7 protein-coding genes, 4 pseudogenes and 1 riboswitch are annotated in these 12,015 nt (G+C 66.2%); of the genes and pseudogenes, 7 read left to right on the plus strand and 4 right to left on the minus strand.

The annotated features are described in order from the left end of the window. Window positions 1–50: 50 nt before the first annotated feature. Window positions 51–268: pseudogene (locus CVUC_RS20050) on the minus strand (hypothetical protein). A gap of 75 nt (window positions 269–343) precedes the next feature. Then, a pseudogene (locus CVUC_RS20505) lies at window positions 344–454 on the minus strand (hypothetical protein); the annotation flags it as partial. A 74-nt stretch (window positions 455–528) separates the two neighbouring features. On the opposite strand from CVUC_RS20505, the gene CVUC_RS19755 reads away from it, so the two are divergent. Continuing rightward, window positions 529–1,005, plus strand: coding sequence for a hypothetical protein (locus tag CVUC_RS19755; RefSeq protein ID WP_125469929.1), 477 nt, complete (start codon window positions 529–531; stop codon window positions 1,003–1,005). A gap of 389 nt (window positions 1,006–1,394) precedes the next feature. Here the strand turns inward: CVUC_RS19755 and CVUC_RS20510 are convergent. Beyond that, window positions 1,395–1,490, minus strand: a pseudogene (locus tag CVUC_RS20510) (hypothetical protein); the annotation flags it as partial. Between CVUC_RS20510 and CVUC_RS20515 the strand changes: the two are divergent. The 3 genes and pseudogenes from CVUC_RS20515 to CVUC_RS15000 form a co-directional block, all read left to right on the plus strand. Continuing rightward, a pseudogene (locus CVUC_RS20515) lies at window positions 1,456–1,569 on the plus strand (hypothetical protein); the annotation flags it as partial. The pseudogenes CVUC_RS20510 and CVUC_RS20515 sit on opposite strands and share 35 nt — an antisense overlap. A 225-nt stretch (window positions 1,570–1,794) precedes the next feature. Further along, window positions 1,795–1,983, plus strand: a riboswitch (cobalamin riboswitch). 136 nt (window positions 1,984–2,119) lie between these two features. Then, window positions 2,120–4,072: a TonB-dependent receptor plug domain-containing protein gene (locus CVUC_RS14995; protein WP_096033288.1), complete on the plus strand. Its 1,953-nt coding sequence runs from the start codon at window positions 2,120–2,122 to the stop codon at window positions 4,070–4,072. A gap of 65 nt (window positions 4,073–4,137) precedes the next feature. Then, window positions 4,138–5,592 carry a cobyric acid synthase gene (locus tag CVUC_RS15000; protein WP_096033289.1) on the plus strand — a complete coding sequence of 485 codons (1,455 nt, stop codon included), beginning with the start codon at window positions 4,138–4,140 and terminating at the stop codon, window positions 5,590–5,592. On the opposite strand, the gene CVUC_RS15005 is transcribed toward CVUC_RS15000, so the two are convergent. Beyond that, on the minus strand, window positions 5,589–6,164 hold the full coding sequence (locus tag CVUC_RS15005; RefSeq protein ID WP_096033290.1) for a DUF2939 domain-containing protein: 576 nt from the start codon (window positions 6,162–6,164) through the stop codon (window positions 5,589–5,591). The two genes, CVUC_RS15000 and CVUC_RS15005, sit on opposite strands and share 4 nt — an antisense overlap. Before the next feature lie 150 nt (window positions 6,165–6,314). Between CVUC_RS15005 and CVUC_RS15010 the strand changes: the two genes are divergently transcribed. From CVUC_RS15010 to CVUC_RS15020, 3 genes are all read left to right on the plus strand, one after another. Then, the gene (locus CVUC_RS15010; protein ID WP_096033291.1) at window positions 6,315–7,361 is read left to right on the plus strand and encodes a LacI family DNA-binding transcriptional regulator; all 1,047 of its coding nucleotides are present in this window, start codon (window positions 6,315–6,317) and stop codon (window positions 7,359–7,361) included. Between the two features lie 134 nt (window positions 7,362–7,495). After that, window positions 7,496–10,357 (plus strand): TonB-dependent receptor, encoded by a 2,862-nt coding sequence (locus tag CVUC_RS15015; RefSeq protein WP_096033292.1) that lies wholly within the window; start codon window positions 7,496–7,498, stop codon window positions 10,355–10,357. Between the two features lie 114 nt (window positions 10,358–10,471). Next, on the plus strand, window positions 10,472–11,995 hold the full coding sequence (locus CVUC_RS15020; protein ID WP_096033293.1) for a tryptophan halogenase family protein: 1,524 nt from the start codon (window positions 10,472–10,474) through the stop codon (window positions 11,993–11,995). Window positions 11,996–12,015: the final 20 nt, after the last annotated feature.

The following is a 12,015-nucleotide window of genomic DNA, read 5'->3' on the forward strand; positions in this document are numbered from 1 at the left end:
CGCGCAGCCGTTATCCGCCAGCCTCCCGGGAAGGTGGCCCTGTTCGGGCCTTACCGGGACCCGGGCGCTTCCGTTTCCGGCAGCGCCCGGCGATCGAAGAGGGACGAACCCTTTCCCGCGACCACGCCGACGGCGGGCGGGTCTGGCCAGCAACCAGATCCCCGGACCGTCCGAGTACCCCCCTCGAACCTGTCCCCGCTCGACCGCCCCCCGCCGCCGCAAATGGTCGCTGGCCATGCGCCCTTTCCTCGCGACGAGGTGGAATCATTGTGCAGGTGGTTTGGTGGGTGAGGCGTCGATTTTGGATAGGCCCGTCGCTCGGCGGGCTAAGGCGTTGATTGGGTTAGGACCTCGGCGCGGAAATCCTCGTGCGATGACGGGGATTGGGGTGCTCGGAAGACACCGTTCGATCGTCAATCCAGCAAGCGGACATCACCAAGGTCGGTGAGGGGTGGATTGCAGACATCGGCTCGCGCTACGCTCGATGCCATGTTCAGGCGTGGAACCGGTGAGGCATCAGAAGTGCGGGTGGACGGGATGATCGCCCGCGCCCGTGAACTGTTCATCCGAGCCGCTGAAAAGCATGCTCTAGCCCTCGAATGGGACGAAGATGCGCCAGTTGAACTGGCCGCGAATATCCCTAAGCAGCCAGGGCTGGATTGGTCGTTGTGGTTGAACCTCCAGAACAACGACGAAATCGGAATTCAGCATGAGTTCTTTTCGATTGAGTGGTTTCCCGCCCATAATCCCGACCGAGAAGCCGAATTCGCAAGGGCGCTAGATGGTCTTCTCTCGGGCACCGTCCGGCTCTTCTGCAAGTTTGGGTCTCGCGGAAAACGACCGTATGCAGTGACGCTTGAGGAGGAGACCGACACAGGCTGGCAGCAGGTTTCGGGCTATGCACGTGGCCTCCATCTCGGGACGGCCAAAGGGGTCATGATCCTACGCAATGGCCATGCCCCATCCCTCGAAGGACGAGCTTTAGAGGTTTCGCTCCCGACATAGGGCCAATGTCCGCTCAAGGTGGAGTTCGGGCGCAGGGGCATCCGTCAGAGTATGATGCCCTGACGGTACGCTACCTTCGCGGGGCCGTGTGCGCGGGTGCCGCGCTTTGTAGCGATGAGAAAAATAGGCCTTTCAATTCGACACCACAGGTGTCCTTTGCACTCGTCCAGCTTCAGGCCGGGTGCCGTGCTCGTTTCGATATGCAGGTCGAGCCGGTCAGGGTCGGTTCCAAAATTGCGAACCACTGTGTCGGCACCTAATACGCGCTCGACCGTCTCCCTAATAAACGTAGCCTCGGCGTCCGACAGGGGCCAAGGGGCAATCGGTTGAAGCGGCGGCTCTGCGGCAGGCATGGCCTAAGCATATGTAACTAACGATACACGCGCCAAGGTCCGCCCAGGGTCGAAAGCAGTCCCGAGCATACTTCCAGAAACCCGACCTCCCCGGCGAATGCCGGGGTCCAGATCGAACCCGCTCACGCTTATCCTTTCAGCCCGGAGCGAGGGCGCGTCATCCCCAGCCGTTCCGGCTGAATCTGGGCCCCGGCATTCGCCGGGGAGGTCGGGCTTCTACCGCACTGCGTCCTTCGAGGCTCGCCTACGGCTCGCACCTCAGGATGAGGAAACCCGTTGCTGAACACCTCATCCTGAGGTGCGTGCTCCTGAGCGCGCCTCGGAGGACGCAGGGAGCCAAGGTCAGCCCAGGGTCGTGAACCGAAACAAGGCTCGGGCCCGAAGCCCGACATCCCGTCACCCAAGCGCCACATTGACCGTGTGCGGTGCAGCATGTAGCTCTGGCTTCGCGTCAGGTTCCTCGAAAGAGGATGAAAAGGGAACGAGGTTGAAGACCTCGGCTGCCCCCGCAACTGTAAGCGGCGAGCTTCGCGTCACATGCCACTGGGCCCCCAAGGCCTGGGAAGGCGACGCCTAGAAGCATTGACCCGTGAGCCAGGAGACCTGCCCGGCGCAGTCGTTCATCGCTCGGCCGGGGTGCGCCGAACGAACGGGATCTCCCGAGAAACGACAGTCAACAGGCCGCGCGGCGGCCTGAGCGTCCGCGTCTTCGCGGGCGTTCGAGACGTCGCGTGGGTCGTTCATAACGGGAAGACTGTATTATGATCCGAGCCCTCTTGAGCTCCACCGCCCTGGCCACCGCGCTGCTTGCCGCGCCCGCGCTAGCCGATGACCAGAAGGCCCCTGAGGCTGATGTGGCCGGCGCCACCGGCGCCAACGGCGTCGCCGAGCTGGTGGTCACCGCCACCCGCACCGTGCAACCGATCGAGAAGGTCGGCGCCGCGGTGACCGTCCTGACCCAGCCCGCGATCGAGGCCAGCCAGGCGATCTCGGTCACCGAACTGCTGGCCCAGACGCCCAGCGTGACCTTCGCCCGCAACGGCGGCGTCGGCACGGCGACCAGCCTTTATATCCGCGGCGCCGAGAGCCATCACACCGTCGTGCTGATCGACGGCGTCAAGCTGAACGATCCGTCGTCCATCCAGGGCGGCTTCAACAGCGGCAACCTGCTGGTCGGCGACATATCGCGCATTGAAGTGCTGCGCGGCGCGCAATCCACCCTGTGGGGCAGCCAGGCGGTCGGCGGCGTCGTCAACATTGTCACCGCCGAACCGACCACGCCGTTCACCAGCTCGCTGTCGGCCGAGGCCGGCGCGCGCAAGACCGGCTATCTGCGCGGCGCCGTCGGCGGCGCTTCGGACAAGGTCACCTGGCGTGTCGCGGGCGGCTACTACACCACCGACGGTTTCTCCGCCCACAAGACGGGCAAGGAGGCGGACGGCTATCAGAACGCCGGCGCCTCGGGTCGCCTGCGGGTGAAACTGACCGATACGGTCTCGGTCGAGACCCGGGCGGTCTATTCGCGCGGCAAGAACGACTTCGACGGCTTCAACGCCGATAGCCCCGAGTTTGGGCGCACCAAGGAGCTGGTGGTCTATCAAGGCCTGAACGCCGCCCTGCTGGACGGTCGCTGGAACAACCGCGTCGGCTTTGCCTATACCGACACCGACCGCGAGAACTACAACCCCGCCCGCGCGGCCGTGCCGATGACGTTCGACGCGGCCGGCAAGAACAAGCGCTGGGAATATCAGGGCGTGTTCGCGATCACCGAGACCTGGACCGCGACCTTCGGCGCCGAGAGCGAACGCTCGCGCATGCGCACCCGCTCGCCGTCGGTCGCCAATCCGAACGTGGCGTTCCGCACCGGCAAGACCAGCGCCGACAGCCTTTACGGCCAACTGCAGGCCGAGATCGCGCCCGGCCTGACGGTGACCGGCGGTCTGCGCTACGAAGACCACGACGCCTACGGAACCCACACCCTGGGTCAGGTTGGGGCGGCCTGGGCGCTGAACGACGGGGCCACCGTGCTGCGCGCCGGTTACAGCCAGGGCTTCCGCGCGCCGGGCCTCTACGAGCTGTTCAGCGAATACGGTAACGCCGCGCTCTCGCCAGAAGAGTTCGACAGCTGGGAAGCCGGCGTCGAGCAGCGCTTCCTCGATGGTAAGGTCCGCGCCTCGGCGACGGTCTTCCATCGCGAGGCCGATAACGAGATCCGCTTCTTCTCGTGTTCGTTCGGCGCGACCGACGCGATGTGCGCGCCGGGCGGGGTCTTCCGCTTCGGCTACTACCGCAATCTGCAGAAAACCAAGGCGCAAGGGCTGGAGCTGATCGCCGAGGCGCGTCCGATCGAGGGTCTGACGATCACCGGCAACTACACCTATACCGAGGCCGAACTGGCGGCGGGCGCCAACACCGGCAAGCAGCTGTCGCGTCGCCCGAAGGACCTCGCCAACCTGTCGGCGACCTATCGCTGGCCGGTGGGGCTCTCGACCACGGTGGCGGTGCGCTATGTGGGCAAGACCTACAATAACGAGGCCAACACCGTACCGGTGTCGGGCTATGCGACGGTGGATCTGCGGGCGTCCTATCCGATCAGCGAGACCCTGGAGGTCTATGGCCGGGTCGAGAACGCCTTGGACAAGGACTATCAGACCATCCTGAACTACGGCACGCCGGGCCGGGGCGCGTTCCTGGGTCTGCGGGCGCGCTTCTAGGGATGGGAGGGGCGGGGGACGGTGTCCCTCGCCCCCGGCCACCTTGTCTTGGAGGAAAGCAGCGCATGGCCGCCTTGATGATCCAGGGCTGCGGCTCGGATGTCGGAAAGTCGGTGCTGGTCGCCGGCCTGTGCCGGGTGTTCGCCAATCGCGGCTTCGCGGTGCGGCCCTTCAAGCCTCAGAACATGTCGAACAACGCCGCCGTCACCGCAGACGGCGGCGAGATCGGCCGCGCCCAGGCCCTGCAGGCGATCGCCTGTCGGACGGCGCCGACGGTCGACATGAACCCCGTGCTGCTCAAGCCGCAGAGCGATATCGGCGCGCAGGTGGTGGTGCGCGGTCGGATGGCCGGCGCGTGGGCTGCGCGCGGCTATCAGGACCACAAGGCCAGCCTGCTGCCGACCGTGGTGGAGAGCTTTCGCACACTGGAACGCCAGAGCGATCTCGTCATCGTTGAAGGGGCCGGCAGCCCGGCCGAGATCAACCTTCGGGCCGGCGACATCGCCAATATGGGCTTCGCCCGCGCCGCCGATGTGCCGGTCGTCCTGGTCGGCGATATCGACCGGGGCCATGTGATCGCCGCCCTGGTGGGGGCGCACGCCGTGCTCGATCCGGAAGATCGGGCGATGATCAAGGGCTTCCTGATCAACAAGTTTCGCGGCGATCCGGCCCTGTTCGACGACGGTCGGCGGGCGATCGTAGAGCGCACCGGCTGGGCCGACCTTGGCATGGCGCCGTGGCTGGCGGCGGCGCGCCGGCTCCCGGCCGAGGACGCGGTCGTGCTGGACGTGCGTTCGGCCGGGCGTGGCGGCAGGGTCCGTATTGTAGTTCCGATGCTGTCCCGCATCGCCAATTTCGACGAGTTCGACGCGCTGCGCGCCGAGCCTGGGGTCGAGTTCGCCTTCGTGCCGCCGGGCTCGGCGCTGCCGGGCGACGCCGACCTGGTGATCCTGCCCGGCACGAAGGCCACGCGGGAGGATCTCGACTTTGTTCGCGCCCAGGGCTGGGACATCGACCTGCGTGCCCATCTGCGGCGCGGCGGCCGCGTGCTGGGGATCTGCGGCGGCTATCAGATGCTGGGCCGGCGCGTGGCCGATCCCGACGGCGTCGAGGGCGCGCCGGGGACTTCGGAAGGCCTTGGCCTGCTCGACGTCGAAACCGTGATGACCGGTGAGAAGACGCTACGGCCGGTCACGGGCCGCCTGGACGGTGGCGCGCGCTTCGAGGGCTATGAGATGCATGTCGGCCGCACCACAGGCGTGGCCCGGCCGATGCTGACGTTCGACACGGGTGAGACGGACGGCGCCGTCTCGGCGGACGGTCGGGTCAGCGGTTGCTACGTCCACGGCCTGTTCGATCGCGGTGAGGCCCGCGCGGCGCTTCTGGCGGAGCTGGGCGCGGCGTCCGACGCCGTCGATCAAGCCACACGCGTGGATCTGGCCCTCGACGAGATCGCGGCTGTCCTGGAGCAATCGTTCGACATTCCGGCCCTGGCCAGACTGGCCGGATTGTCGCTCTAGGTCGCGGGCGCGAGGTCGATCCGCACCAGTTTCCAACGGAACAGGCCTTGCCGCTCCAGCGTGAGGCCAAATGCGGGCTCTTCCGGCTTGGCTTTGTCGCGATAGGTCGCCTTGAAGTGGTCGAGGTCCTGGAAGCCGTAGCGGATCTCGGTGTCGGACTTTGCGCGCGGCTTGGCGGTCTCGACGTGCGGCCCATGATCCGAGGGCGAGATCTTCGACGGCGCGCGGCTGGTCGCCACCATCTGCGCGATGGCGTCCGGCGTGGCGTAGGCATCGACCGCCTTGTCGACGACGCCGACCATCAGGAGCTGACCGAACGCGGCGAACGGGTTGTCGCGCAGCTCGGGGTCCTGCTCGAACGCCCGGGTCATCGCCGCCTTGAGCTGGGACTTCAGGCTTTCCCGAACAGCGGGGAAGTCGACGAGACGCTCCAGCTTGGCCCGATCGCCGGTCTTGGCCGCCTCGGTCAGGCTGTGCAGGGCCAGCACCGGCGAGCCGAAATAGGCCGCGACAAGGGCGACCACGACAAGGCCGATGGCCCCTCCGGTCAGGATACGCTTGGCGCGAGTCATGGCTACCTCCTGCCTCTGATTGGCTCAGAGCCGGGAACAGCGGTCAACCAAGGGCGGGTCTCTGTCGGTCCGTGCGCGTCATGACGTTGAGCCGCTTGTGTTGCTTTGCTTTCCTGACCATCTTCCCGGCGCTCGAAGGGGGAGCTCCATTTGACCACCAAAAGACCTACGATCGACGATGTCGCCCGCCTGTCGGGTGTGGCGCGCGTCACGGTCTCGCGGGTGCTGAACGGTGGTCCGAATGTCCGCGACGAGGTCCGCGCGCGGGTGATGCAGGCGGTCGAGACGCTGGCGTACAAGGTCAATCCGCAGGCGCGCAGCCTCGCGGGCGGGGCCAGCCGGCTGTTGGCCTTCGTCTTCGCGTCAGATCCCGAGAACGAGCCGAACTCGTACTACGAATCCGCGCTGGAGCTGGGTGCGCTGCGCGCCTGTCTGGCGCTGGGCTACCAGGTGCTGGTCCAGAACGTTCCGCAACAGACGCCCGATCACCAGAAGCGGATCCTGGACCTGATCACCACCCAACGCTGCGAGGGCCTGATCCTGTCGCCGCCCTACAGCGACGACGTCGCGCTGATCGAGGCGGCGCTGGCGCAGGGCTGCAAGGTCGTGACCGTCTCGCCTGGCGGTCCGGGACGCGGCAAGGCCGACGGGGTCGGCGTCGACGACGAGGCCGGCGGCTATGACATGACCCGCGAGCTCCTGCGTCTGGGTCACCGACGATTCGGCTTCATCGCCGGCCTGGAAGGGCACCTTTCGGCCGACCGACGTCTGCAGGGCTTCCGCAGAGCGCTCGCCGAGCAGGGGCTGGGGGAGGGCGACTGTGTCGTGCTCCGGGGGGACTTCACCTTCCGGTCGGGCACCCGCCTAGCGCCGGAGCTTCTGGATCATCCGCTCAAGCCGACCGCGCTGGTCTGCGCCAACGACGACATGGCCGCCGGCGTCCTGTCCGCCGCCCATGCGCGGGGGCTCAGTATCCCGCAGGACCTGTCGATCACAGGTTTCGACGATGCGCCTGTGGCCGGCATCGTCTGGCCGCCGCTCACCACGGTGCACCAGCCGGTCAAGGTCCTGGGCCAGCGCGCCGTCGAGCTGCTGGTCGCGCGCCTGACGGGCGTCAACGTCTCCGACGCGGCGATTTTCGACGAGCTCGAGCATGCCGTCGTGACACGGCAAACTACCACCGCGCCCCACCTCTAGACCGCCTGAGCTTGACAACGTTGTCGCCTTGAGTGCAATTGGAAGCGCTTCCATGGAGGCGCATTCACGGCTACTGGCCTGACAACAAGAACGATATCTCGCCGCAGCAGGGCGAATTAGAAGGGGGAGAGCTTATGCGAAACCGCACGAACGGCGGCGCGCGTCCGTCCAACAAGCGATTCTACGGCACGGCCTCGGCCGCCGCGATCACCCTGGCCCTGGCCGGGTCCGGCGCCGCCTGGGCGCAGTCGGCTCCCCAGACGCCCAAGGCCGAGGACGACACCGTCGAGGCCATCGTGGTGACCGGCATCAAGGCCGGCATTCAGAACGCGATTAACATCAAGAAGAACGAGACCTCATTCGTCGAGGCCGTGTCGGCGGAAGACATCGGCAAGCTGCCTGACGTCTCGATCGGCGAGTCGATCGCGCGTCTGCCGGGTCTGGCCGCCCAGCGCGTCAACGGCCGCGCCCAGGTGATCTCGATCCGGGGTCTCGCGCCAGACTTCACCACCACGCTGCTCAACGGCCGCCAGCAGGCCAGCTCCGGCGACAACCGCGCCGTCGAGTTCGACCAGTATCCGTCAGAACTGCTGTCCAGCGTCGTGATCTACAAGACCCCCGACGCCCAGGTCTCGGGCATGGGCCTGTCGGGCACGGCTGACCTGCGCACCGTGCGGCCGCTCGAGTTCGGCAAGCGCGCCGTTGCGGTGAACATCCGCGGCGAGAAGACCGCCGGCAAGAAGCTGAACGACGATGTCAGCAACTGGGGCGGCCGCTACAGCGCCAGCTACATCAACCAGTTCGCCGACGGCACGTTCGGCGTGGCTCTGGGTTACGCCCACCTGGATTCACCCTCGCAGGTGAAGCACTACAAGGCCTATGGCTATGAGGCCTTCGGCTTCGCCGTCACGCCCGACAGCGCCGACAACGCCCTGATCCTCAACGGCCAGGAGCTGTTCGCGACCTCGCGCCTCAACAAGCGCGACGCGGTCATCGGCATCTTCGAGTACCAGCCGAACGACCAGATCCACTCGACCCTGGACCTCTACTATTCGACGTTCCGGCAGGAGGAGACCACGCGCGGGGCGCAATGGTTCTCGAACGGCTGGGCGGACAACGCCACCTTCACCAACATCAAGACCGAAGACCTGGGCGGTTCGCAGTTCGCGCGCAGCGGTCTGCTCAACAACGCGGTCCCCCAGCTGCGGAATGACTACAACACCCGTATGGACCAGCTGTTTTCGGCCGGTCTGAACAACGAGTTCCAGCTTTCGGACCGCACCAAGCTGGTCGCCGATCTGTCCTATTCCTCCAACAAGCGGAAGGAACAGATCATGGAGACGTACGCCGGCTATGGCCGCGGCGTCGGTGGCGTGACGCCGGCCACGCCTAACATCGGCCGCGTCTTAGACAAGATCGGCTTCCAGGTCGCTGACAACGGCTTCTCGCAGTACGACGAAGGCTTCAACTACGCCGACGCCGGCAAGGTGACGCTGGGCGATCGCGCGCCTTGGGGCGGCTGGGGCCACGACGGTGCCATTCGCTTCCCGCAGGTGAAGGAGGACGTGACCACGATCGACGTCCACCTCGAGCACGAGCTGGACGGCTTCATCACCCAGGTCAGCGCGGGCGTGAACCACACCAAGCGCGACAAGGGCAAGACCGTCTCGGACAACGACCTGTTCCTGAAGAACGGTCGCCAGCAGGTCTATGTCGACGCGGCCGACCTCGTGGACCCGACGCAGCTCGGCTTCGCCGGCTTCGGCGGCGTGCTGAGCGTCAACATCGGCGACGCCTGGCGCAAGTACTACAACTGGGCGCCGATCCTGGACGCCAACTACTACGACAAGACCTGGGAGATTACCGAGAAGGTCACGACCTTCTTCGCCCGCGCCAACTTCCAGGCCGGCGACCTGCGCGGCAACCTCGGCGTTCAGGTGGTCAAGCAGGAGCAGGCCTCTTCGGGCGTCGTGATCAACGGCACCGAACCGGGCAAGCCGATCACGCCCACCAAGATCAACGTCAAGGACGACTACACTGACGTCCTGCCCAGCATGAACCTGATCTATGACCTGGGCGGCGGCCACCGCCTGCGCTTCGCCTTGTCCAAGACCATGGCCCGTCCGCGCATGGACGACATGCGCGCCAACGTCACGCCGGGCTTCAACTCGCTGGTCTGTTCGGGCCAGCCCTGCGCACCGGGCACGACGGTCAATCCGTGGTCGGCGAGCGGCGGCAACCCGAACCTGAAGCCCTGGATGGCCAAGGCGGCCGACCTTGCCTACGAGTGGTACGTCAGCCCCGCGACCTATGTGTCGGTGGCCGGCTTCTACAAGAAGCTCGACACCTACATCTATTCGCAGACCGGCAAGTTCGACTTCACCGGCATCCCGCTGCCCACGACGGCCACGGCCATCCCGCCGGGCATCACCATCAGCCCGATCGGCCAGATCACCCTGCCGGCCAACGGCAACGGCGGCGTGGTCAAGGGCCTGGAATTCAGCGGCGCCGTCGATCTTGGCCAGTTCGCCGACCTGCTGAAGGGCTTCGGCATGCAGGGCAGCCTGTCGCTGACCAAGTCGAACCTGAACCCGACCACCAGCACCGACCCCAAGCAGAAGGTCCGTATCCCCGGCCTGTCGGGCACGGTCTACAACGTCACCGGCTACTATGAGCGAGGCGGCTTCCAGGCGCGGATCAGCCAGCGCTATCGTTCGGCGTTCAAGGGCGAGGTGGTGCAGCTGTTCGCCACGCGCGGCTTCACCGAGATCCTGGCTGACAAACAGGTCGACGCCCAGATCGGCTACACCTTCCAGGACGGGCCGATGGAGAACCTGGGGCTGTTGGTCCAGGTCAACAACCTGACCAATACGGCGTACCGCACCCGTCTGGGCCTGGACGGCGGCGGGACCAAGACCAGCGGCGGCGGCGCCTTGCCCGAAACCTACGAAAAGTACGGCCGTCAGATTCTGTTCGGCGTGAACTATCGGTTCTAAGCCGGGGGCTGAACGGGTCGCTCTCCCCAGCGGCTCTGTTCGCCAGGCAAGAACCAATCGGGGCGGGGTCGTCGAAAGGCGGCCCCGACCTACGACCTAACGGGAGGCGGGTGGTTGCAACCGCTCAAAAAGATTCTGATCGCTGGCGGCGGCTCCGCCGGATGGATGACGGCCGCGCTCTGCTCGCGCCTGTTCCAGGGGCTCTACGAGATCGTCCTCGTCGAGTCCGAGGAGATCGGCACGGTCGGGGTGGGGGAGGCGACCATCCCCGCCATCAAGAAATTCAACGAACTGCTCGGGCTGGAGGAGGACGACTTCCTGCGCAAGACGCAGGGCTCGTTCAAGCTGGGCATCCAGTTCAAGAACTGGTGGCGCCAGGGCGAGAGCTATCTCCACGGCTTTGGCGTCATCGGCCAGGACCTGGGCTGGCTGCGCTGCCATCAGTACTGGCTGCGCATGCGGGACCTGGGCCGAGCGGGCGAATTCGACAACCTGTCGATCAACAACGCCATGGCGCTGAGCAACAAGTTCATGCGCGCCCGGCCCGATATGGCGGAGTCGCCGATCGGCCATATCGCTCACGCCTTCCATTTCGATGCGGGCCTCTACGCCAAGCACCTGTCGACCTTCGCCCAGGCCCGCGGCGTCACGCGTCGCGAGGGCAAGATCGTCGATGTCACCCTGCGCGCCGAAGACGGCTTTGTGCAGTCGGTGACCATGGACGACGGCGAGGTGCTCACGGCCGACCTCTTCGTCGATTGCTCGGGTTTCCGGGGCCTGATCATCGAGCAGGCGCTGAAGACCGGCTACGAGGACTGGACGCACTGGCTGCCCTGCGACCGCGCCGTCGCCGTGCCGTGCGATCGCTCGGAGCACTTCACGCCCTACACGCGCTCCACCGCGCATACGGCGGGATGGCAGTGGCGCATCCCGCTGCAGCACCGCACGGGCAATGGCCACGTCTATTCCAGCCAGTACATCGACGACGACGAGGCCGAGCGCGTCCTGCTCTCGAACCTCGACGGCGCACCGCGCGCCGACCCGCTGCGCATCCGCTTCAAGACCGGCAAGCGCAAGAAGATCTGGAACAAGAACTGCGTCGCGATCGGCCTGGCCAGCGGCTTCCTGGAGCCTCTGGAGTCGACCAGCCTGCACCTGATCCAGTCTGCGGTGATCCGCATGGTGCGGCTGCTGCCGGACGCCGGCTTCGATCAGGCGACGATCGATGAGTTCAACCGCCAGACCGATTTCGAATACGAGCGGATCCGCGACTTCATCATCCTGCACTACAAGGCCACCGAGCGCGACGACAGCCCATTCTGGCGCTACTGCCGCGACATGGAGATCCCCGCCACGCTGCAGCGGAAAATGGATCTCTTCCGCGCCAACGGCCGGGTGTTCCGCGAAGACGACGAGCTGTTCACCGAGGAGAGCTGGATCCAGGTCTTCCTCGGCCAGGGCGTCATTCCGCGCGCCTACGACCCGCTCGTGCATGTCCAGTCCGACGACGAGATCGCCCGGTTCCTCGGCAATATCGAGACGGTCATCGGCAAGTGCCTGAACGTGATGCCCTCCCATGCCGAGTTCGTCGCGCACGCCTGTCCGGCGCCGCCGCTCGCGCCTGTTCCCACCTCATAGCCAAGCTTATCCGGAGTACC

This window comes from Caulobacter vibrioides (genome assembly GCF_002858865.1).
Taxonomy (GTDB): domain Bacteria; phylum Pseudomonadota; class Alphaproteobacteria; order Caulobacterales; family Caulobacteraceae; genus Caulobacter; species Caulobacter vibrioides.

What these genes read in the sequence shown, in the direction of transcription:
- CVUC_RS14995 (WP_096033288.1), top strand. Translation starts at nt 2,120, where the DNA reads ATGATCCGAGCCCTCTTGAGCTCCACCGCCCTGGCCACCGCGCTGCTT.
- CVUC_RS15000 (WP_096033289.1), top strand. Translation starts at nt 4,138, where the DNA reads ATGGCCGCCTTGATGATCCAGGGCTGCGGCTCGGATGTCGGAAAGTCG.
- CVUC_RS15005 (WP_096033290.1), bottom strand. Translation starts at nt 6,164, where the DNA reads ATGACTCGCGCCAAGCGTATCCTGACCGGAGGGGCCATCGGCCTTGTC.
- CVUC_RS15015 (WP_096033292.1), top strand. Translation starts at nt 7,496, where the DNA reads ATGCGAAACCGCACGAACGGCGGCGCGCGTCCGTCCAACAAGCGATTC.